The sequence below is a fragment of the Kordia antarctica genome, assembly GCF_009901525.1.
Taxonomy (GTDB): domain Bacteria; phylum Bacteroidota; class Bacteroidia; order Flavobacteriales; family Flavobacteriaceae; genus Kordia; species Kordia antarctica.
Genome location: NZ_CP019288.1, coordinates 3,599,137 through 3,623,313 on the forward strand (window position 1 = coordinate 3,599,137; position 24,177 = coordinate 3,623,313).

The following is a 24,177-nucleotide window of genomic DNA, read 5'->3' on the forward strand; positions in this document are numbered from 1 at the left end:
TAAAGTTGCTAGTAAATGATTGCTAAAGTTCGGTCATCATGATTTCCTTTGCTCCAAAAGTCCATCCAATTGTTCAGTTGAGCTTCTGCTTCTGGAAGTTCAGCACTAAAATCAATGCCAATTTTATCTTCGTTTTTTCCTTCTAAATCGTCAATAAATTCTAACCATTTTTCGGTTTTCTCCAGATTTGCTTCGACTTCAAACTTCGGATCGTAAATTCCATCCGTCATTAAAAATAGATGAGAAAAATCTTCTTGAATGTGCATATTGAAGCGACTCACCATTGGACGTTCTTTAGAATGAAATATTGATGGTTGCGTTATAAAACGTGTGCCGCCACCAAATTCGCCAACGTCTAACCAATTGAGCAAGCGCGCTTCCGTTTTGTCTTTGTTTACGATACCAATAGGACAATCGCCAACGCCAAACGTTAGAATTACATATCCTATTTTTGTTTTTTTAATTGCTGTGACAATGAGTGTTGCATGAAAATATTCTGCATTGTAGGAAGTATTTTTTCTATTGAATAACGCTTCGTTTTCTTCAAACGTTTGTTGCGCTAATTCATTGATTTTGTTGTGTGCATGTAAAACGGCTTTGTACAAAACTTTTTTTGCTTCGTTTTCAGCTTCCGTTAGAATTGTTTCATTTTTAGTTTCAGAAAATTCATCGAGTTGTGCTTCAATAGCATCTAATTCTTTACTTGGTAGAATTTCATTTTCAAAGTATGAAATGATTTCGTTACAGGCTACTTTTGAACCTTCTCGGGAAAAACTTGCACTTCCTGCGCCGTCTGAAACTGCAATAACGCTCCAATCATTTTCGTCGAAGTGTTTGTATGCAAAATCGTCATCTCTAAAAGTTCCATCATTTTGATGAGATCTTCCTCTTTTGGAAGAAATTATAATTGATTTTTCGCCTAATGTATCTGAAATTGAGCTGTTTTCTTCTTTCCAGAAGATAGCTTCCGTGTCACTTGGAATGTTTTTCCAAAGCAATTTCGGATCAGGATTGAATACAATATCGATTAGTTTTTCATTTTGTTCAGCACTTTCGCCTTCGCCTTTTACATTAAAAAGAATTTTAATTTTAAAGTTTCCGCTAGTTTCTGGCATTCCTGCGAGTGTGCCTGTTTCTTTGTCAAAGGTTAATCCGAGTTCGTCTAATCCATCTAAATCGAAAGAAATGATTTGATGTTTTTGGATTAGAGACGTATCAAACGTATGCGAATATTCAATATTTTGTGTGCCATTAGGAACTCGAACACTTTCGTTTTTAAATTCGATAATGCGTGATCTTACTTCCCAATTTGCCATAATTTCGTTTTGGATATCTATGATTGTTTGTACTTTTTCTTGATAAGTTTCGTCGGAACTAAATTCGTGCAACAACGAATTGTTGATTACTTTTTTTTTAGTTTCGAGCAACTTTTTTATGTAGTCATTGGTTGTGTTCATTGTTATCCGCGCGTACGATTTACGTCAAAACCACCAGTTCCTGCGCCGTATTTTCCTCTGTTTCCACAGCCAGGACACGTTGTTACTTCTTCGTCACCAATACAGTGAATTTGATTGCATTGACATACCGCAAAGGCAATTTGATTTCCGCAACATGGACACGTTGGCGCACCAATGAGTTCGTCTGTGTTTACGGTTAGTTTTATTTCTTCGTTGCCTGATAATTCTTTGTACGTATCATCAACTTGGTATGCTCCGTTGAGTCGATAGGATTTTGTACCTAATTCAATTCCTGCGAAGTTTGATTGTTTGATGACTTTTTTATATTTCATCAAATAGTTTTTACGCGTGTTTTGACACAATGCACTTATAACGACAAAATTGTCATCTACTTTGTGTGTGTTTTCTCCGCGACTGTCTTTGGTGACATCCATTTCTTCTAAATTGGCAGAAGCTAGATTGGCAAGTTCAAAGCCAGATTTGTTGTTTTCTACACTTTCACTACTTGTTTTTATGGAATCACTTACCCATTTAAAAAATTCCTTGTATGCGGAATGATCTGTATTTTTTAGATGAATTATATTTTCTGTAAGTTGATTTAAGATATGTGCATCTGCGCCATCACCTAAGGAAACTGCGACTAAGTTTGCGGTTTTTTTCCAGTTGCTTTGCCATTCTCGGATTGCTGTACTGCTATCATCTGTTGGAACACCATCTGTAAATAAGAATACAATTGGTTTCCAATCTCCTTTTTGTTCTGCGGTTGTTTTTACTAAATTTTTTCTGAGTTCAAACATTAAATGTCCCAATCCTTTTCCTAAAGATGTTCCGCTACCTACGGGAAATTTTGGTGGATAGAAGCTTATAATATCCTGCAAAGGAACTAACGTTTTTGCTTCACCTGCAAATACGATAATAGATATAAATACAGTTTCTAATGCTCTAGGATCTGTTTTTAATTCTTGAATTATGTTTGCAATTCCATCTTGAACTTCGCTGATAGGATCGCCTACCATAGATTCTGAAACATCAATTAAAAAGTATATTGGTAATCTTCTCATATCATTAAAATTAGTAATAATAAAATTAGTAAAACGAATTGCGTAGTGTCTAAAGCCAATCCGTTTCCAACTTTATGAGGTTTAAAAAATTTGCTAAATACATTGAGAATTGGCTTTAAAATGGAAGTCATCATGCCAAAATACGTTTTGTATTTAGGTGAAATTCGAGTTTCGTATGCTTGTAATTTGCTGAAAATAAATAGTGATACAATCAGAAAACAGGCAAATAGTTTTAGTAGTATCATTAGATTACAATAATGTCTTCACTTGGTGGTGGTGGCAACGATACAGTATCCGTTGTTCCGAGACTTTTATTTCCTTGTTCAATAGTGTCCGAAACCCACATGAAAAATTGTTTTAGCGTATTGCTATCGGTTGTTTGTAAATGTACAACCGTATCTGTGAGTTCTTTTAGTTTTTCATCATCTGCCAAATGTCCAGCGGCACAACCTACAATAGTACCAAAGTTTATAGCTTTAATCTTTGGTACTGCTTCTCTGTAGAGTTGTACATCGGAAGGTTTTCCATCGGTAAATAAAAATAGTAATGGACGCCAATCTCCTTTTTGTTCTGCAGAACCTTTTCGGATATCCGCAGTAACTTTTTGAGCAAGAAATTCCAATGCTTTTCCTGTAAATGTTGGACCACTTTGCGGACACGTTATTTCAGGTAACTGAAATGATTGCAAGTCCGTTAGCGGAATTAATTCTTTTACTTCTCGGTCAAATGTAATAATGCTTATCCATAACGTTTCCGAAGCTTGCGGATCGGAACGAAGCGTATTTATCATACCAGATAATGCATTGTTTAGCGCTTCAATAGGTTCGCCATACATTGAACCAGAGGTATCCAATAAGAAATATACTGGAAGTCTTCTCATATGTTTATTTTAAAAGTTTTTCTAAGCTTTCTGGAAGTTTATCAACAGCACTTTTTAGGTATACTAAAAGTGCATGTTCCGTAGCATCTACTTCTCCGTCACCTTCTATTTGCTTTACTAAATATGCTGCTTCGTCAGCGTCAATTTCTCCGTTAGATCCATCATCATCTAATACAAAACTAGCAACTGCTTTGATAAATAAATCGGTCCAAGAGCTGTGATTGTCTTTTCCGGTAACGGCATCATTTAATTCAAATAAGAAATCAGCTTCATCTTGGTCAATTTTCCCATCAGCATAAATTACTTTTTCTATTTCTTGCACTTCATCAGCATCAATTACTCCATCTGCTAATACTGCTTTTTTTAATTCTTCTAATGTTTTCATTTGTATGTTTTTTTAAATTGTTTATAGTACGATATTTAATTCAGATGGCGGCGGCGGCAATTCGTTTAAGCCAGTCGCTTCTTTCCCTGAATCTTCTACTTTTGATGAGGTTACGCCAATTGAGGCTGTTACCCATGCGAAAAATTTGGAAATGCTCTGACTGTCAGCAGTATCCAAACTTACCACGTTTTCCGTAATTTGTTTTAGAAACGACGTATCTGCGCCACTTCCTGCGGCACACGCAACAATAATTGCGGTGTGTCGTTTTTTTAATTCTGTTAAACCTCTTTGAATGTTATCCGTTGGAATTCCGTCTGTCATAATAAATATTAACGGTTTCCAATCTCCTTTACTTTCGGCAGTCGTAGAAGCAACTTCATTATCTATACACGTACTTACCAATTCTAAAGCGCCGCCCAAAGCTGTTGTTCCACTTGCCTGAATATCGGGCGTTTGAAACGAACTTAAATCTGTCAACGGAACTACTTGTTGTGCAGTACTGTTGAACGTAATGATGCTTAAAAAGGCAGTTTCAATTGCTTGCGGATTTTGACGTAAGGAACTAATCATAACCTGCACACCATTTTTTACAGCTTCTATTGGTTCTCCCATCATGGAGCCAGACGTGTCTAGTAATACGTAAACGGGCAATTTTCTCATATTACTTTGCGTAATTGGTTAATATTTTTTGAATTGTTTGAAGGAATATTTTGTCATCAGATGGTTCTCCAATGGCATCAAATTTCCACTCTCCGTTTCTGCGGTATAATTTCCCCATGATTAAAGCTCCTTTTCCAGCATACGAATTATCTGTTACAATGTCGTAGTTAGAGTGTACATTGTTTACGCGTGATGGCGTTCCTTCGTACATTCTAATTTTTGCAAATGGAATGCTAGCAAAGTCAAAGTTTTGTCCTTTGTTTAAGTAGATATTTAAAAAGAAGAATATTTTATCAATGCTAGGGTCTACTTTGTTTAAGTCTACACTAATAATTTCATTGTCAAGTCCGTCATCGCCTCCAACATCACCTTGTCTGTCATCACCACTGTGACGCAATGCACCATCTTTAGAAATAAGTTTTCCTAGTGGCTGGTTGTTTTGTTGTAAGAAGCCGTTGTATTCTGGAGAATAGATCCAATCGAAAATTTCTCCGTTTGCATCAGTCATAATACAACTTAAGTCTAAATCAACATCTTCAATAACTTTTTTACTTCCAAAGAAGCCTTTTTTTATTGTTTCTATTGCTCCCCAGTTTACACCTACACAAAAGTTGGTAAGTTGTTCTCCAGACGATTTTCTTAAGTCAATTTTTTGTCCTTTGGATAAATTTATAGCCATATTGATATTAATTTTAGAGTATGAATTTAGTTTAAATTGTTTTATAGTTGGTTGTAAAATTTTCTGTTTCTACGCGTATTTTTGAGTAATTACAGTAATTGTTTCTTGTAAATCAACTGCTGTTGATGGATCTCCGATGGCGTTAAATTTCCACTCACCGTTATTTTTGTATAATGCGCCCATAACCATTGAAACATATCCTTTAAAGGAAGGATCTGATGAAACGTCATAGGTTGCAAAAATTTGGGTTACTTTATCAGGTGTTCCTTCATATAAACGAATGGAGGCGAAAGGAACTGTTGCAAAATCTTGTTTTTTGTAACTGTTTAAGAAGAATACAACTTTTTCTATGGATGGATTTATTCGAGTTAAATCGACAGAAATAATTTCGTTGTCCAAACCGTCATCGCCATCTGTGTCGCCTTCACGATCATCGCCACTATGAATTATAGCACCATCTTTTGAAGTTAATTGCTTAAAAGAAACCACATCGACTACGTTTTTGTTAGCATCAAACATGCAACAACTTGCGTCTAAATCTACAGCTTCTACAAAGTTTTTTTGTACTTTTTCAATCGTACCACCAAAACCAAGGAAACCACCTTTTTTTTCTTCCATCATGTACGAGCGTTGAATTGCGCCCCAATTTACACCAACACAAAATTTTAATAAATTAGTGGAAGTACCTGATGCTGTATTTTTTCTGAGGTCAATTTTTTGCCCTTTAGATAAATTTATAGCCATGATCTCTTAGTTGTATTTGCTTAAGAAATCGTTAAGACCGCCATTCATTCCGGTACCAATTGCTTCAAACTTCCATTCGCCGTTGCGTTTGTAAATTCTTCCAAATTCAACAGCAGTTTCAACTGAAAAATCTTCATCCAATTCAAATTTCATAATTTCGGTATTGTTTGTATTGTCAACAATTCGAACAAAAGAATTTCGGACTTGTCCAAAATTTTGTTTTCTAGCTTCGCATTCGTCAATCGTAACTACAATACAAATTTCCACGGCTCTATCATCAATTTTAGATAAATCGATAATGATAGCTTCGTCGTCTCCATCTCCTTCACCAGTTTCTATTGTCGCCTGTATGTTCAATGGCTCCATCTGGAGATTTTAAATTATTGTAGAATATAAAGTGTTGATCAGATAACATTTTTTTGTTTTCGCCCAAAATAAAGATGGATGCATCTAAATCGAAATCGACACCTGTAGCAGTTTGGTTCGTATCCCAACCTAAACCGACAGTAAAATTAGCTGTTGTCAACTTTTCTCTTTGCCCTTTTTGTAAATTTATAGCCATTTGTTGTTTTATTATTTAATTACTTCTCCTGAGTAATGTTTGTTAACGAAATATCCTAAATCTTCTTTGTAACCTACGCCAGAAGCTTCAAACTTCCATTCGTTATTTCGTTTGTATAAACGACCAAATTCTACGGCAGTTTCAATAGAGAAATCTTCGTCTAGTTCGTACTTTGCAACGACTTCGTTTTTAGTTTCGTCAACAATTCTGATGTACGAGTTTCGCACTTGTCCAAAATTTTGTTTTCGCGCTTCGTAATCTTCAATCGTTACAACTATAAGAATTTCTTCAATTTCTGCAGGAAGTAATGCTAAATCTACCATTACAGCTTCGTCATCATCACCGTCGCTCGAGTTTCCATCAGGATCATCACCTGTGTGTCTCACGCCAAATACGCCGCTTGTACATCCGTTTTTCTCACAAGGATTATTCTCATTGTGACCAAGTCCACATAAGTTGTTATAAAAGATAAAATGCGATTCTTTAACGAGTCTTCTATCCTTATTTAAGAGAAACGCAGAAGCGTCAAGGTCAAAATCAAATCCAGTTCCTTCATTAGGATCCCATCCTAAACCAATTGTTAATTTGGACAATCCTATTTCAATTTTTTGCCCTTTTTGTAAATTTATAGCCATTTGAAAAATATTAGTGGTAAGTCTCAAATATAAAAAAATGTGATTACAATTTTGGTAGATATTCAAAAAATATATGTCAACACTCGCTTGAAGTGCAAATTTTAACAAACTTTTATGTATAAATTCCTCTTAAAGAAATCTCAAGATACTTCACGCAACAGCGAAAATTAAAAAATAATTGTGTCAATTTTTAGATTGAAAGGAGAATTATAACTTCTAAAATAGCTCTCATAAAAGATGTTATTTGTTTTGTATCGTTTTCTAATTAGCGTGTAACTATTTGATTTTTAGTTAAAAAAGTGTACATTTAAAATACGAACCTTTAGTAACTAACAACAAAATTATGGAAAATGTAAATTGGATTGCACTCGTAGTAGCTGCATTATCTACACTTGTGATTGGTTTTTTGTGGTATGGACCTTTATTTGGGAAAGCTTGGATGAAAGAAACAGGCATGACCGAAGAAAAAGCAAAACAAGGAAATATGCCTTTACGACTCGGATTGAGTGTTGTTTTAGCATTTGTTGCAGTATTTTTTATCTTTCAGAACTCTGTACTTACCGGCGGAATTCCTCCAGATCAACTGCATGGATTGAATAATCCAAGGTACTTAACTTTTGGTCATGGAGTTTTGCATGGAGTTATAATTTCAATGTTTGTTGTAATGCCAGCAATGGTAACAAACGCGATGTACGAGCAAAAGTCAATTAAATATATGTTGATTAATGTCGGTTATTGGGTTGTTTCTTTTGCCCTTATGGGCGGAATTGTCAATGCATGGACTTAAAAATTAAGTTAAAAGTTAAAAGTTATTAGTTAAAAGTTGAAAGTGTGTGTCTGACTATTAGACATTTAGTCTTACACCTTTTATCGGACATTAATAATTACATATAATTAAAGCGGCTGTTTGAAAAATTGTCATTGCAAATGAAGTGTTTTACATTGAGTTGAACCGAAATGAAGCAATCTGTTAAATTTGAGTTATCCACTTACAGATTACTTCGAAATTAAAAATTTCTCGTAATAACGTTTTTTAAAAACTTTTCAGACAGTTTCTTTTTTTATCCTTTCCAAATAGAATTTCGAAGTCCAATAAGATATGGAACGCCTCTATAAACTGCAATGTCCAATCCTTTTCCGCCACCTGGATATGGATTCCAACGCCCAAATCGATAGGAGAAAACGCCGTTATTAACACCAATTATCCAAACAGTTCCGTTACGATCGCAGTATATTTTTTTACCAATTCCATTTCCACGAAGTTGTAGCCAACCCATTCCATTTCCGCGCCAAATACTTCCGTCTTCGGCTATGATATACGGAATTCCGTTATGTGCTGCAATGTCAATAGCTTTTCCGTACCCTGAATATAAATTCCAGTTTCTGCCATCAAAAGAAAATATATTATTATTAATTCCTATAATCCACAATTGTCCGTTATCACTGTAAATTCGCTTTCCAAGTCCATTGCCAGGCATCGGAATCCAACCTGAACGAGTTCCTTTCCAGATTCCGTTATTCAACCCAATAATATATGGAATTCCGTCATGAACCGCAACATCTATGGCTTTTCCGCGACCAGGATATTCTTTCCATAAGCGACCATTGTATGAAAAAATACTGTTGTCAACTCCAATTACCCAAAGTGTTCCCTTGTCGGTATAGATTTCTTTTCCTTTTCCGCCACCGCGTAATTGTTTCCACGCTTGTGCATTTGCAGCTGTAAAACAAAAAAGTAGTATTACTAAAACACAGGTAATTTTTTTCATAAGAAAATCATTAAAAATTAATGAAGTAAAGTTATGAATTTAATATGATTTGGGAAGAAGGTTTTATGTTTCGTGTGTTAATAAATCATTGTTGTCCGATAAAAGATATAAGACCGCTGCACTCATAGAGCAAAGAATAAAGACTTTATGATAACTATTTGACAACCAGCAGTGATTTAAAAGAGAATATTGTGTTTTCTATCTTTTCAAAAATTGTCTTTAAAAGCAAGGTGTTATTGCAGTAAAAAACTTAGACTTCAATTATAAATAGGCTTTGAGACATTTTAAATGATTTTAATCGGACACTAATGTTAATAAATAAAATCACAGTTATTAAAATGTAAGAACTTGTCTGAAAAGCAGTCATTGCGAATGAAATGTTTTACATTGAGTTGAACCGAAATGAAACAATCTGTCAAATTTAAGTTATTGATTTACAGATTACTTCGAAATTAAAAATTTCTCGTAATGACGTTATTAAAACCTTTTCAGACAGGCTCTTAGTATTCTTTGTAATGTTAACTAAATAATGATTCTCAGCGTATTTGCTGTCTTTTAATGTTCATTCAATCTAAAATCTGGATACGCATCCATTCCATGTTCATGTGCATCCAGCCCTTCTAATTCTTCTTTTTCCGAAACTCGAATACCTATTGTTTTTTTCAAGGCAAATATGATTAAAAAGGAAGAACCTATGCATATTGCGGCATACGATACGACTCCAATTAATTGGCTTACAAATTGTGCGCCACCTGCTAGATTTCCAAAAAGACCAACAGCCAAAGTTCCCCAGATTCCACAAACTAAATGTACAGCAATAGCTCCTACAGGATCATCTAATTTTAATCGATCAATGAGCGATACTGCAAATACAATAATTGCACCAGCTATTGCTCCAATTATGATAGCGTCTGTTGGACTCATTTGATCTGCACCAGCAGTGATTCCTACTAATCCTCCTAAAATACCATTTAAAAACATGGTTAAGTCTAGGTTTTTATATCTTAAAGTAGATACCAAAGCTGCTACAACGCCACCAGCTGCGGCTGCCAAACACGTTGTTGTTAAAGTTAAAGATGTCGCTTCAGGATCTGCGGATAATACAGAACCACCATTAAATCCAAACCAACCTAACCAAAGAATTAGAACTCCGGCAGTTGCCAACGGAATGTTGTGTCCGGGAATTGCTTGTATTTTTCCTTCTTTAAACTTTCCAATTCTAGCACCTAATAAGCAAACCGCTACTAAAGCTGCCCAACCACCAACAGAATGTACCAAGGTTGAACCCGCAAAATCATAAAATGGAGTGTCTAAAGTTTGTAAAAATCCGCCGCCCCATTTCCACGAACCAGCAATTGGATAAATAAATCCTACATATATAATTGTAAAAATCATAAAAGCCCCAATTTTCATTCGTTCCGCAACGGCACCAGAAACAACAGTAGCTGCTGTGGCTGCAAACATTCCTTGAAATAAAAAGTCAGTCCAATACGTATATCCTTCATTGTATGCTAAGTCTAAAGTGCCTTCGGTTGTTAGCGGAGCATCTAATCCAAAGCCAGCAAAACCTATAACTCCATTAAATTCTCCCGGATACATTAAGTTAAATCCAACCAGGCAATAAAGTAACAATCCAACCGTAATGATAAATATATTTTTGAACAGAATGTTTATTGTATTTTTTTGTCTTGTCAACCCTATTTCTAAAAATGCAAATCCTAAATGCATAAAGAACACAAGTGCTGTACAGATCATCATCCATACATTATTGATAGTTAATAATTCCATAATTCTAATTTTGTGATTTATTTTAGTGTGTTTCCGCCCTTTTCTCCTGTTCGTATTCTGTAAACTTCTTCGATGTGTGAAACAAAAATTTTTCCATCACCAACTTCTCCTGTAGCGGCAGCTTCGAGAATCGCTTTTATGGTAACTTCTTCAAAATCTTCATTAACAACTATGGATAAATAGCGTCTTTGAATGTCGCTAGTGCTGTAAGAAACACCTCTGTATACATGACCTTCTTTTTCATTTCCAAGTCCTGTAACATCCCAATAGGTAAAGAAATTTACACCTACTTCATGCAATGCTTTTTTAACATTAGAAAATTTAGATTTTCTAATAATTGCTTCAATTTTTTTCATACAAAAAATTATTTTTTTGATTTTCCGTGAAAACGGAAATCTTGTTAATGTTTAGTTCGTTAAAATTTGTAAATGGCAGCTACTACAAAAGAGCCTAAACTTTTTGTTGCCATTAAATCGGTATCAATAAAAATGTCTTCAGAACCGCTATCAACCCTAAATTCAGGCTTGATAATTAAATCTTCATCAATTACATAACTTCCAGTAAGTGTGATTGCAAAAACACTAGGATCATCAGCTATTGCATCGCTTTGCGTTTGAAAAAATTCGCCTCTTAATCCTATGGTTAAAGATTCGGTTGTTTTATATTGAGGATAGATGTTTGCTCCGTAAAATCCTTCGCCTTTATTATCTGCGTACGCAGCATTGATTCCAATAAAGAAATCTTCAGTAGCATCAAAACCACCTGTATAATCTATTTCAAAACCCAATCCGGCTTTGTCATATAGTAAGTTTAAGAATTGATCGCTATATCCTACTTGTGCTCCTATTGCATAACTTCCATCAGGATTAAATTCTGTAACATCGGTTTGATTAAATACGCCGAGCATTAAGCTAAAATCTTCAGAAAGTGTAAAATCAGCTTTCAATCCAGTATGTGAAAATGGACCGTTAGAGAATAAATAAGAAGTACTGTAATTGAAATTTCCAACAGGAGAAATAACTTCATAGCCTAAAAAAGTGTTGAACTTTCCGATAGTCAACTTTGTGTTTTCACTAATGTTATAATAAGCGTATAATTGGTTTAATACTGTTGAACTTGCAGCTTCACCTCTTGGACCGAAAACTAAATCGGCAACAGCACCAACTTTCCCTTTTTCATAAGCAGCAATAATATTTGCCATACCTAATGAAAAACCTGCGGTATCTGCAAAAGAAGTTTCCGGCGCAATTTGATTATCATCATTTGGTGCTGTGAAATTTGTTCTAAAATAAGCGTCTAGACTTCCTTCAAAAGTAAATTTCTTTTTAGGCGCTTCCGTATCTTCTTGAGCACTCACAAAAAAAGTTGTTAAAAGTAGTGTTAAAGTAAGTACGTGTTTCATAAGGTTGTTTCGTTGGTTAATATCTTTCAAAACTATATAAATTTTATTCATACCTCATAAAAAATAGGGTTCAAAACATAATTTTTATCATAAAATAGATTTATACCCTATTTTTTATAGGGTTACTATTTTTTAAGTTATTTTTTTACGAATTGATAATAGTGGTTTTGCAAAATCATCATCATTTTAATAAAATGGATGCTAATTTTTTAATAAAAGGACTTTTTCGCAAACGTTTTCGCAATAATTGACACTTAATAGCGATATTGTTTTTGTTGTGTTTTATATAATATATGCGCTGAAAATCACTGATTCTTCATTTAAAATGTCTTTAATTCTCGATATGAGAAAAGTGCCGCTCCTTTTTTTATTATAGCGTTCTAGCTTCTATATTAGATGATAAATAAGGCGTAAAAAACCTCCAAATTATTCGACAATGTTAAAGAAACAAGGACTCTATTTACCAGAATTTGAACACGATAATTGCGGCGCAGGATTTATATGCAGTTTAACTGGAAAACGGTCTAATGATATCATTCACAAAGCACTTGAAATTTTAGTAAAACTAGAACATCGTGGAGCAGTGAGTTCCGATGGTGTAACTGGAGATGGCGCAGGTATTTTAATTGATATTCCACACAAGTTTTTCAAAATATTTTGCGAGTTCGATTTACCTGAAGCTGGAGAATATGCCGTGAGTAATGTATTTCTTCCTAAAAAAGAGAATCAGCGTCAATATTGTATAGATGTCTTTGAAAAAGAAATTAAAAATCAAGGTTTAAAACTTATTGGCTGGAGAGATGTTCCAGTAAACAGTAAAGTGTTAGGCGAAATTGCCAAAGTAACTGAACCTTTTGTAAAGCAGATTTTTATAAGGAAAAATAACGATAAGCAAACAGATAGAGAATTTAATTTAAAATTATTTGCAGCGCGTAAAATTGCAGAACATACTATATATGGTTCTAAATTATCGGAAGCTCAGTTCTTTTACCTTCCGAGTTTATCAACAAAAATTATAATATTTAAAGGGCTTTTAATGCCTGAACATATAAATGAGTACTATCTTGATTTATTCAATTCAGCTTTAGATACACGATTAGCATTGGTTCACCAACGTTTTTCTACCAACACATTTCCAACCTGGGATTTAGCACAACCGTTTAGATACATTTGCCATAATGGCGAAATAAATACGGTAAGAGGTAATGTTTCAAGAATGTTTTCTCGTGAAGAAATTATGGAAAGCCCATTATTTGGAGACGACATTAAAAAGATAATCCCAACCGTTTTAAAAGGAAAATCAGATTCTGCAACCTTAGATATGGTCGTAGAATTATTATTAATGACAGGTCGTTCGCTTCCAGAAGCAATGATGATGTTAGTGCCAGAAGCTTGGGAGAAAAATCCAAACATGTCGGATGCTAAAAAAGCATTCTACGAATTTAATTCATGCTTAATGGAACCTTGGGACGGACCAGCTTCTATTCCATTTACAGACGGTAATTTTATCGGAGCTGTTTTAGACAGAAATGGTTTGCGTCCTTCACGTTACACAGTGACAAAAAAAGGAAACGTGATTATGTCTTCAGAGACTGGAGTTGTAGATATAAAGCCTGAAAACATTGAATATCATGGTCGATTAGAGCCAGGGAAAATGTTTTTGGTAGACATGAATGAAGGTAGAATTGTAAATGATGAAGAAATAAAAGAAGAAATAGCTTCAAGACATCCGTATCGTAAATGGTTAGATGAAAATTTAGTTCACTTGCGTGATCTTAAAGCAAAAAAAGGACATATTGATTATGATGAAATTGCCCTAAAAAAGCGTGAAGTTATTTTTGGATATACGGAAGAAGACTTAAACACTATTATTCGCCCTATGGCACAATTGGGTAAAGAACCTATTGGATCTATGGGAAGCGATACGCCAATTGCAGTTTTATCTGAGCGTCCACAATTAATTTACAACTACTTCAAACAAATATTTGCGCAAGTTACCAATCCGCCTTTAGATGGAATTCGTGAAGAATTAGTAACAGATATCAGTTTAACCTTAGGAAGCGATGTCAATATCTTCGACGTTAATGCAGAACATTGTAAAAAACTAAAAATACAGAATCCAGTAATTTCAAAGCACGATTTAGATAAAATAAGAGATTACGATACAAATCCTGACTTTAAAATCGAATCTATTTCCATGTTATATGAAGTAAATCGTGGATTAAATCAATTAGAAGTTGCGCTTGAAGGCTTAGTAACTCAAGCGTCGAAAGCAATTGATGAAGGTGCAAATATCATTATCCTTTCGGATAGATATGTAGATAAAGATCATGCGCCAATTCCAGCATTATTAGCATGTTCTTATTTAAACCATGCGTTACACAAACTAGAAAAACGCTCAAGAATTAGTTTAATTATAGAATCTGCCGAACCTCGAGAAGTACATCATTTCGCCTTACTATTTGGTTATGGAGCAAGTGCTGTGAATCCTTATATAGTAAACGAAATTGTTCAGAAACAAATAGACGATTCAGATCTAACGGATTTAGAATACTTAGCAGCAATCAAAAATTACAACAAAGCTGTCGGGAAAGGCATCTTAAAAGTGATGAACAAAATTGGGATTTCAACACTAAACTCGTATCGTGGTTCGCAACTATTTGAATGTATTGGAATCAACACAAAAACAGTTGAAAAATACTTTCCAAACACACCAACCCGGATTCAAGGTATTGGCTTGCGCGAGATAGAACAAGAAATTGTAAAGCGTCATAAAAAAGCATTTCAAGCAAATGAGGCAAATATAGACATTGAAATTGGAGGCGAATACAGATGGAGGCGTGGACAGGAAAAACACATGTTCAATCCGTTAACGGTTGCCAAATTACAAGAATCTGTTCGAACAAACAAAGCATCAACATTTAAAGAATTTTCAGATTTGGTAAACAACCAATCAGAGCAATTAATGACTATTAGAGGTTTATTCGAATTCGATCAATTTGATCCAATTCCAATAGAAGAAGTAGAACCTTGGACAGAAATTGTAAAACGTTTCAAAACTGGAGCGATGTCTTACGGCTCTATTAGTAAAGAAGCGCACGAAAATTTAGCAGTAGCGATGAACAGAATTGGAGGAAAATCTAATTCTGGCGAAGGTGGAGAAGATCAAGAACGTTTCTATAAAAGTTCGCAAGGCGATTGGAAAAACTCTGCCATCAAACAAGTGGCTTCAGGTCGTTTTGGTGTAACATCAAACTACTTAACAAGTGCCAGTGAAATTCAAATAAAAATTGCACAAGGCGCAAAACCTGGTGAAGGCGGGCAATTACCTGGACCAAAGGTGAATAAAGAAATTGCAAAAACAAGAAACTCTACGCCATATGTAGGTTTAATTTCTCCGCCACCACATCACGATATTTATTCAATTGAAGACTTATCGCAACTAATATATGATGTAAAATCGGCAAACAGAACTGCGAGAATCAATGTAAAACTTGTATCAGAAATTGGTGTAGGTACTGTTGCAGCAGGAGTTGCCAAAGCAAAAGCAGATGTAATTTTAATTGCTGGTTTTGATGGCGGAACAGGCGCAACACCTCTAACATCACAAAAACATGCAGGTTTACCGTGGGAATTAGGAATTGCTGAAGCACAACAGACGTTGGTAATGAACGATTTAAGAAATAGAATTGTTTTAGAATGTGATGGACAATTAAAAACTGGTCGAGATGTAGCAATTGCTTGTTTGCTAGGCGCAGAAGAATTTGGTTTTGCAACGGCTCCATTAGTTGCTTCAGGTTGTATAATGATGCGAGTTTGTCACTTAAATACGTGTCCTGTTGGAATTGCAACGCAAAATCCTGAATTGCGTAAAAAATTCAAAGGAAAACCAGAACATGTAGTGAACTATATGTATTTCGTAGCACAAGAATTACGCGAAATTATGGCGAAACTTGGGTTTAGAACGATCAATGAAATGGTTGGACAATCTCAAAAACTAAACAGAAACAAAGCAATAGATCATTACAAAGCTTCTGGGCTCGATTTATCACCAATATTACACAAAGTAGAAGTTGCTGACGATGTAAAATTATACAACACATATTGTCAAGATCATAACTTGAATGTGCATTTAGATTTCAAGATTATTAAACAAGCGCATCAAGCGTTATTTCGAAGACAAAAAACGAATTTAAAAATGCCTATCACCAATATTGATAGAGCAGTTGGAGCTGTAGTAAGTAACGAAATCTCTAAAATTTACGGAGCTGAAGGTTTGCCAGATGACACCATAAATATTGATTTTACAGGTTCTGCGGGACAAAGTTTTGGAGCATTTGCCACCAAAGGATTATCCTTTACAGTTCATGGAAACACAAACGATTACTTAGGAAAAGGTTTATCTGGAGCAAAATTAATCATCAAAGTACCAGAAAAATGTACGATTATTCCAGAAGATAACATCATTACTGGAAACGTAACCTTATATGGAGCAACCTCTGGTGAAGTGTACATAAACGGAAAAGCAGGTGAACGTTTTTGTGTTCGGAACTCTGGTGCAAAAGCAGTTGTAGAAGGAATTGGAGATCATGGTTGCGAATACATGACTGGTGGAATTGCAGTAATTCTTGGCGAAGTTGGACGAAACTTTGGCGCAGGAATGAGTGGCGGAATTGCCTATGTTTTAGATAAAGATGGAACCTTCAAACAAAACTGTAATGCAGACGATTTAAACATTGATCCAATAAGCAATGTTGATGACGAATTGCAGTTAGAACAACTGATAGAAAATCATTTTCAAGCAACTGGAAGTCCATTGGCAAGACGCATTTTAGATAACTGGAAAACAGTGCTTCCAAAATTTAAAAAAGTAGTACCAGAAGAGTACAGACAAGCTTTAGTGAGATTAGAACAAGAAAAATTAGAAACAGCTTAAGACATGGGAAAGATAACAGGATTTTTAGAGCATAAGCGTCAAGACGAAAGTTACATTGCGCCAGAAAAGCGTATTGAAAACTATAAAGAATTTACAATTCCGTTAGAAGAACAAAAGCTAAAAGACCAAGGCGCGCGTTGCATGGATTGCGGAATTCCGTTTTGTCATAGCGGTTGTCCGTTGGGTAATTTCATTCCAGATTTTAACGATAAAGTATACAAAGGCAAATGGAAAGATGCTGCCGAAATTTTACACAAAACGAATAACTTTCCTGAATTTACGGGTCGTTTATGTCCTGCGCCTTGTGAAGAAGCGTGTGTATTAGGCATCAATTCAGATCCTGTAACTATTGAAAACATTGAAAAAAATATTGTAGAAACCGCTTTCGCTGAAGGTTGGATAGTTGCAAACCCACCAAGCGTACGAACTGAAAAATCGGTTGCAGTCATTGGCTCAGGTCCAGCTGGTTTGGCGGCGGCACAACAACTAAATCGTGCAGGTCATTCAGTCACTGTTTATGAACGCGATGAAAAAGTTGGCGGATTATTACGCTACGGAATTCCAGATTTCAAAATGGAAAAAAGCGTCATTGATCGTCGTGTAAAAGTATTAGAAGATGAAGGAATCAATTTCAAAACAAACGCGCATGTTGGTGTAAATGTTGATGCAACACAACTAAAAGAAGATTTTGATGCTGTTGTTCTTTGTGGTGGCGCAACAATTCGACGCACAATTCCAGTTGCTGGAGCAGATGCAAAAGGCGTTTACCAAGCAATGGATTTCTTAAAACAAAACAATCAATATGTAGATGGTTTGGTTGATTTTGATCAAATAATCTCAGCAAAAGGCAAAAACGTAATTGTCATTGGTGGTGGCGATACAGGTTCGGATTGTATCGGAACGAGCAATCGTCATGGTGCAACATCGGTTACAAACTTTGAAATATTGAACAAACCAACGGTTGGTCGTCCTGCGCATCAACCTTGGCCGTATTGGCCTATGAAACTCAAAGCAACATCATCTCACAAAGAAGGTGTGGAACGGTTTTTTAGTGTTTCCACAAAAGAATTTATAAGTGATGAAAAAGGAAATCTTACAGGTTTAAAAACGGTACAAGTGGAATGGATTTTCAAAGAAGGCGAACGACCGCAACTAAAAGAAGTTCCGAATACAGAAAAACATTGGGATTGTGATTTAGTACTACTAGCATTAGGATTTACAGGCGCAGAAAAAACATTGGCAGACGAATTTGGTTTAGAAATGGATTTCAGAAATAATATCAAAGCCACGACAAAAAACTACGCAACAAATGTTTCGGGAGTATTCGCGGCTGGCGATATGCGCAGAGGACAATCGTTAATCGTTTGGGCAATTTCGGAAGGTCGCCAAGCGGCACATCATGTGGATGCTTTCTTGATGGGAAATTCTAATTTGCCTTTGAAAGATGATAGTGATTTGCCTAGGGTTTAGGTTTTTTTAAGTATTTAGATGAAAAATATGATTTATTACAAGTCTCTTAACGTAGTTATTTACTTTCAGATTAATTAAAAATCCGCTAGATTTGTGGAAATATATATTATAATAATCTAAAATGGGAAAGAAAGCAACCACCGTAAAAGAACAAATAGACATTCTAAAAGAAAGAGGAATGAATTTTGATTGTGGAATAGATAAAGCTGAAGAAATGCTTTTAGATATAGGTTATTATAGACTTGGGTTTTATTGGTACCCATTCGAAATAGACAAAGAACATAATTTCAAAGAAGGAACTATATTTTCAAATGTCATTAACCTTTATTACTTAGATGTTGATTTAAGGAATGTTTTACTAAAATATTTAAAACGTATAGAAGTAAATTTTAGAACTAAAATTATTTATTATACTTGTAACAAATATATTGAAGACCCAATATGGTATTCTAATCCGAAAATAATGGCTTATTGGTTTATTACTAAATTAGATGTGAATCTATATACAGATAAATTTAAAGAAGAAAATAAACAAATAAAACTACATCATGTAAATAACCGAAATGATATATATGCGCCTACTTGGAAAACTTTTGAATTTCTGACTTTTGGAGCAATTGTCACTATTTTTAATGCATTAAAAAATGAAGAGTTAAAAAAAGAAATTTCAAAACTTTACGGATTAAATAATCTTAATACATTTATAAATTTCGTCCATACCATAAAATTTATTCGAAATATTTGTGCACATGCAGGAGTTTTATTTGATTTAAATTTTCCACAAGGAATATACAAAATCCCTAGAGTAAAGTTTAATAACAACAACAACCAATCTTTGGATGCGGGAATAAAAACAATGTCGTTTATTTTAAAAAATATTTCTGAGGACAGAAATTCTGATATGAATACTGAAATAGACGACTTATTTAAAGAGCATACTAATAATGAAATACTCAAAGAAATAATTATCAATAAAATTGGCTACAATATATAATATTTGTATATTTGCAGTATAAAGTGCCTAGCTATTCATTACGCTTTAGTGTTGCACTATAAAAAATTATACAGAACCTAGACATTGTGCTCTAGGTTTTTTTTGTTTCCAATGTAAGTAATATACATTCCTGAAAACAAAGTTTTCAGTATATGAATCAACTTCTGAACAGATTGAGAAATACGTTTGGTGCCACCGTGTATAATTTTTTCTTACTTTTCTCCTACTCACAAAAGCCCTCACGAATTTTCTATTCAGTATCTATTCGCTAAATGCGACAAAAAAACCCTCTAATTACAACATATGTACTTTATTTTGTGTTTTTGGTACATATAATACATACGTGAGATAAAATGCACCCTATAAAAAACCTTGATAAATTACCTCTAAAAGGACACAAACAGAACCATCTTTCTCAAACAAAAATTTGGAATCTAAAAAAACTTTTCTAATATTTGGTCTAACAAAATGAACAAACAAAATATCAATATCATTTCTATCAATATAATTGTGATTCACTCACAACGATAAGGAATGCATATAAAAATTTAACTATAAATTTACAAAGCCTTCCTTAATCGGGAAGGCTTTTTTTAGTGAAACTCAGTTTCGAGAAGCCTGAAGGGCGCACACAAAACTGTAAGTTGAACTAATCCCGCTGAAAAGCGGGATCTCAAAGTTTAAAACATTTAGAACAAAAAACATGAATACTATTATTGTCATCGTCATCATCATTATAAACTCATCCTAAGTTGATACAATTCGCTATATAAAAATAAAAGCCTGTATCAATTACGATACAGGCTTTTATTATGAAAAAAATCAACCGTTGAACATCGTATTTAAGAACAATCAAAACATTGAATATCAAATGATTAGACAGTAAAAACAACAATTGGTTTTAGGGGAATAACTAAAATCAAACACAAAAAAGAAACACAAAAAACTAATTTAGAGCCTTAGTAGCCACGCACAGACAGTATACAAATAAAAAGTACTATGCAAACGCTCCAAAAAACTATCAAAAAGCAGTATGAATACCTTAAATAAATACAGTAAAACAGTCACACAAGATCCTACGCAACCTGCCGCGCAAGCTATGTTGCACGCAATCGGGTTGACGAAAGAAGACTTTTTCAAACCCATTATCGGAATTGCAAGTACAGGATACGAAGGAAATCCATGTAACATGCACCTAAACGACTTGGCAAAGTTGACAAAACAAGGAACGAAAAATCAAGATATCATTGGATTAATATTTAATACAATTGGTGTAAGCGACGGAATCTCTATGGGAACTCCAGGAATGAGGTATTCGTTGCCTTCGCGCGATATCATTGCAGATTCTATGGAAACGGTTGTGCAAGCAATGAGTTACGACGGACTAATTACGGTTGTTGGTTGTGACAAAAATATGCCTGGCGCATTAATGGCAATGATTCGTTTAAATCGTCCAAGTATTTTAGTTTACGGCGGAACGATTGATTCTGGTTGTCACAATGGAAAAAAACTCGATGTTGTCTCTGCTTTTGAAGCTTGGGGAAGCAAAGTTGCGGGTACAATGGACGAAACAGAATATCAAAACATTGTTGAAAAAGCCTGTCCTGGTGCTGGCGCTTGTGGCGGAATGTACACTGCAAACACCATGGCTTCTGCAATAGAAGCGTTAGGAATGACATTACCATTCAACTCGTCAAATCCTGCATTGAGTGATGCAAAAAAGCAAGAATCAATTGCGGCTGGTGAAGCAATGCGTTTATTACTTGAAAAAGATATCAAACCATCGGACATTATCACACGAAAATCGTTGGAAAATGCAATCCGATTAATCACTATTCTTGGCGGATCAACCAATGCAGTATTACACTTTTTGGCAATTGCCAGAGCCGCACAAATAGATTTCACACTAAAAGACTTTCAGCAAATAAGCGATACAACTCCATTTCTTGCCGATCTAAAACCAAGCGGAAAATATCTCATGGAAGATGTACACGCTATTGGCGGAATTCCTGCAGTATTAAAATATTTACTCAAAAAAGGATTACTTCATGGCGATTGTTTAACCGTTACCGGAAAAACCATTGCTGAAAACCTATTAGATGTTGACGATTTAAAAGAAGGTCAAGATGTAATCAGATCGATTGAAAACCCAATCAAAATATCTGGACACTTACGCATGTTATATGGAAACCTGGCAACGGAAGGAAGTGTTGCCAAAATCACGGGAAAAGAAGGTCTTTCTTTTAAAGGAAAAGCAAAAGTATTTGAAAGTGAATACGAAGCAAATGACGGAATCCGTGATGGAAAAGTAGAAAAAGGCGATGTAGTTGTCATTCGGTACGAAGGCCCAAAAGGTGGTCCAGGAATGCCAGAAATGCTAAAACCAACCGCTGCAATAATGGGCGCAGGTTTAGGAAAAGATGTCGCACTTATTACTGACGGACGATTTTCAGGCGGAACACACGGTTTTGTGGTCGGGCATATTACACCAGAAGCACAAGAAGGCGGAACGCTCGCATTAGTAAAAGATAATGATATTATCACAATTGACGCAGAAACAAATTCAATTCAACTAGAAGTATTTGAAGAAGAACTGCAAGAACGTAGAAAACAATGGAAAGCACCAGAACTCAAATTTGAACGCGGTGTTTTATACAAATATGCAAAAACAGTTTCATCAGCATCAAAAGGATGTGTTACTGACGAGTTTTAATTAGAAAAAAGACCAAAGAACAAAGAGCATAGAAAACATACGCAGTCTATTATCTATGCTCTCTATTCTATAATCAATAAAAAATCATGCAGACAAAAACCATACAAAATACTCAAAAGGCAGTTCAAAAAACAGAACGCATCTCAGGAAGCGAAGCCGTTGTACGCTGTTTATTAGCAGAAGGCGTAGACATACTTTACGGATATCCAGGCGGCGCAATTATGCCTATTTATGATGAATTATACAAATATCAAGACAAAATTCATCACGTGCTTACGCGTCACGAACAAGGTGCAACACATTCCGCACAAGGATATGCGCGAATCTCAGGAAAAGTTGGAGTCGCTATGGCAACTTCTGGTCCAGGCGCAACCAATCTAATCACAGGAATTGCAGATGCACAAATAGATTCCACGCCAATGGTGTGTATTACTGGTCAAGTAGCTTCACACTTATTAGGAAGTGATGCTTTTCAGGAAACTGATATTGTCGGAATCTCAACGCCAGTAACCAAATGGAATCATCAAATTACGAAAGCATCTGAAATTCCAGAAGTTTTGGCAAAAGCATTTTACATTGCAAAAAGCGGTCGTCCAGGACCAGTTTTAATCGACATTACGAAAGATGCGCAATTTGAAGAATTCGATTTCTCATACAAAAAATGTACAGGCGTTCGTAGTTACAAACCTGTTCCGGAAACTGATCCTAATTCATTAAAAGCTGCCGCTGAATTAATAAATAACGCAAAAAAACCACTCGTAGTTTGGGGACAAGGCATCATTTTAAGCGAAGCAGAAGAAGCGTTTAAAGCATTCATTGAAAAAGCAGGAATTCCGTCAGCATGGACAATTTTAGGTGTTTCGGCAATTCCAACAGAACATCCGTTAAATGTCGGAATGTTAGGAATGCACGGAAATTATGCGCCAAATGTATTAACCAATGAATGCGATGTACTAATTGCAATTGGAATGCGTTTTGACGATCGTGTAACAGGAAATTTAGACAAATATGCGAAGCAAGCTAAAGTGATTCACTTTGAAATTGATCCTGCTGAGGTTGATAAAAATGTAAAAACAGATGTTGCAATTTTAGGCGATGCGAAAGCGAGTTTAGAATCAATATTACCATTAATCAATAAAAATTCACATCCAGATTGGCATCAAAAATTCAAGGATTTATATGCGATTGAATATGAAAAAGTCATCAAACATGATTTGCATCCAACGAAAGAAGGATTGACAATGGGCGAAGTATTGCATCAAATAAATCTAGAAAGTAAAGGTGAAGCGGCAATTGTTTCTGATGTTGGACAACACCAAATGATTGCGTGTCGCTATGCAAAATTCAATCAAACAAAAAGTAACATAACTTCTGGCGGATTAGGAACGATGGGATTTGGATTGCCAGCCGCAATTGGCGCAAAAATGGCAGCTCCGGAACGACAAGTTGTTTCTATTTCTGGAGATGGCGGTTACCAAATGACGATTCAGGAATTAGGAACTATTTTTCAGCAAAAAACGGCGGTTAAAATTGTGGTTTTGAATAATGATTTCTTAGGAATGGTACGTCAATGGCAACAACTATTTTTTGACAAACGCTATGCATCAACTGAAATGACGAATCCCGATTTTGTAGCCATTGCCAAAGGATATTATATAAACGCACGACGCGTAACCAAACGAGAAGAATTAGCGGAAGCGGTAAAAGAAATGATGCAAAGTAAAGAAGCATATTTCTTAGAAGTTTGTGTAGAAAAAGAAGGAAATGTATTTCCAATGGTTCCATCAGGAGCATCGGTTTCGGATATACGATTGAGTTAATTAATTAAAAAAGAAAATAGAGAATAGAACAAAGAGCAAAGAGAAAAGACGATTCTCGATACGATTTTTTCATTTAAAAAAATATGAAAAAATCACTCGAATTGATGTTTGAAAAAATAGAATTTAAGAACAAAGAACAAAGAACAAAGAACAAAGAACAAAGATGGTTTTAGATTGCAGAAAACAAGTCTATACTCTTTCATCTATTTTCTATCATCTACA

At 35.0% G+C, this 24,177-nt stretch carries 18 protein-coding genes and 1 pseudogene; 6 read left to right on the forward strand and 13 right to left on the reverse strand.

The features are described from left to right. Positions 1–8: 8 nt before the first annotated feature. The 9 genes and pseudogenes from IMCC3317_RS14990 to IMCC3317_RS15030 form a co-directional block, all read right to left on the reverse strand. Entirely contained in the window at positions 9–1,457 is a 1,449-nt protein-coding gene (locus IMCC3317_RS14990; protein ID WP_160130307.1) for a PP2C family serine/threonine-protein phosphatase, read from the reverse strand. 2 nt (positions 1,458–1,459) lie between these two features. After that, on the reverse strand, positions 1,460–2,518 hold the full coding sequence (locus IMCC3317_RS14995) for a TerY-C metal binding domain-containing protein (protein WP_160130308.1): 1,059 nt from the start codon (positions 2,516–2,518) through the stop codon (positions 1,460–1,462). Positions 2,519–2,762: 244 nt separating this feature from the next. Continuing rightward, positions 2,763–3,398, reverse strand: a complete 636-nt coding sequence (locus IMCC3317_RS15000) for a vWA domain-containing protein (protein WP_160130309.1) — start codon at positions 3,396–3,398, stop codon at positions 2,763–2,765. 4 nt (positions 3,399–3,402) lie between these two features. Next, positions 3,403–3,783, reverse strand: coding sequence for a TerB family tellurite resistance protein (locus IMCC3317_RS15005; protein WP_160130310.1), 381 nt, complete (start codon positions 3,781–3,783; stop codon positions 3,403–3,405). Between the two features lie 21 nt (positions 3,784–3,804). Further along, positions 3,805–4,443, reverse strand: coding sequence for a vWA domain-containing protein (locus tag IMCC3317_RS15010; RefSeq protein WP_160130311.1), 639 nt, complete (start codon positions 4,441–4,443; stop codon positions 3,805–3,807). Between the two features lies 1 nt (position 4,444). After that, complete coding sequence (locus IMCC3317_RS15015) at positions 4,445–5,122, reverse strand: TerD family protein (RefSeq protein ID WP_160130312.1); 678 nt, start codon at positions 5,120–5,122, stop codon at positions 4,445–4,447. A gap of 69 nt (positions 5,123–5,191) precedes the next feature. After that, a complete protein-coding gene (locus tag IMCC3317_RS15020) occupies positions 5,192–5,866 on the reverse strand; it encodes a TerD family protein (RefSeq protein WP_160130313.1) in 675 nt (224 codons plus the stop codon). A gap of 6 nt (positions 5,867–5,872) precedes the next feature. After that, positions 5,873–6,428 (reverse strand): annotated as a pseudogene (locus IMCC3317_RS15025) (TerD family protein). An 11-nt stretch (positions 6,429–6,439) separates the two neighbouring features. After that, positions 6,440–7,063, reverse strand: coding sequence for a TerD family protein (locus tag IMCC3317_RS15030; protein WP_160130314.1), 624 nt, complete (start codon positions 7,061–7,063; stop codon positions 6,440–6,442). A 343-nt stretch (positions 7,064–7,406) separates the two neighbouring features. Between IMCC3317_RS15030 and IMCC3317_RS15035 the strand changes: the two genes are divergently transcribed. Next, entirely contained in the window at positions 7,407–7,850 is a 444-nt protein-coding gene (locus tag IMCC3317_RS15035; protein ID WP_160130315.1) for a DUF1761 domain-containing protein, read from the forward strand. A gap of 274 nt (positions 7,851–8,124) precedes the next feature. On the opposite strand, the gene IMCC3317_RS15040 is transcribed toward IMCC3317_RS15035, so the two are convergent. The 4 genes from IMCC3317_RS15040 to IMCC3317_RS15055 form a co-directional block, all read right to left on the reverse strand. After that, positions 8,125–8,832, reverse strand: coding sequence for a hypothetical protein (locus IMCC3317_RS15040; RefSeq protein ID WP_160130316.1), 708 nt, complete (start codon positions 8,830–8,832; stop codon positions 8,125–8,127). Between the two features lie 555 nt (positions 8,833–9,387). Next, positions 9,388–10,620: an ammonium transporter gene (locus IMCC3317_RS15045; protein ID WP_160130317.1), complete on the reverse strand. Its 1,233-nt coding sequence runs from the start codon at positions 10,618–10,620 to the stop codon at positions 9,388–9,390. 17 nt (positions 10,621–10,637) lie between these two features. Next, a complete protein-coding gene (locus IMCC3317_RS15050) occupies positions 10,638–10,976 on the reverse strand; it encodes a P-II family nitrogen regulator (RefSeq protein WP_160130318.1) in 339 nt (112 codons plus the stop codon). Positions 10,977–11,035: 59 nt separating this feature from the next. After that, entirely contained in the window at positions 11,036–12,022 is a 987-nt protein-coding gene (locus tag IMCC3317_RS15055) for an outer membrane beta-barrel protein (protein ID WP_160130319.1), read from the reverse strand. Positions 12,023–12,458: 436 nt separating this feature from the next. Here IMCC3317_RS15055 and gltB point away from each other — a divergent pair, with 436 nt between their 5' ends. The 5 genes from gltB (at position 12,459) to ilvB (ending at position 23,955) form a co-directional block, all read left to right on the forward strand. After that, positions 12,459–16,958, forward strand: a complete 4,500-nt coding sequence (gltB, locus tag IMCC3317_RS15060) for a glutamate synthase large subunit (protein WP_160130320.1) — start codon at positions 12,459–12,461, stop codon at positions 16,956–16,958. A gap of 3 nt (positions 16,959–16,961) precedes the next feature. After that, complete coding sequence (locus IMCC3317_RS15065; protein ID WP_160130321.1) at positions 16,962–18,428, forward strand: glutamate synthase subunit beta; 1,467 nt, start codon at positions 16,962–16,964, stop codon at positions 18,426–18,428. A gap of 121 nt (positions 18,429–18,549) precedes the next feature. Beyond that, positions 18,550–19,422, forward strand: a complete 873-nt coding sequence (locus IMCC3317_RS15070; RefSeq protein ID WP_160130322.1) for an Abi family protein — start codon at positions 18,550–18,552, stop codon at positions 19,420–19,422. A 1,033-nt stretch (positions 19,423–20,455) separates the two neighbouring features. Further along, positions 20,456–22,135 (forward strand): dihydroxy-acid dehydratase, encoded by a 1,680-nt coding sequence (ilvD, locus tag IMCC3317_RS15075; protein WP_160130323.1) that lies wholly within the window; start codon positions 20,456–20,458, stop codon positions 22,133–22,135. Positions 22,136–22,221: 86 nt separating this feature from the next. Then, on the forward strand, positions 22,222–23,955 hold the full coding sequence (ilvB, locus tag IMCC3317_RS15080) for a biosynthetic-type acetolactate synthase large subunit (protein ID WP_160130324.1): 1,734 nt from the start codon (positions 22,222–22,224) through the stop codon (positions 23,953–23,955). Positions 23,956–24,177: the final 222 nt, after the last annotated feature.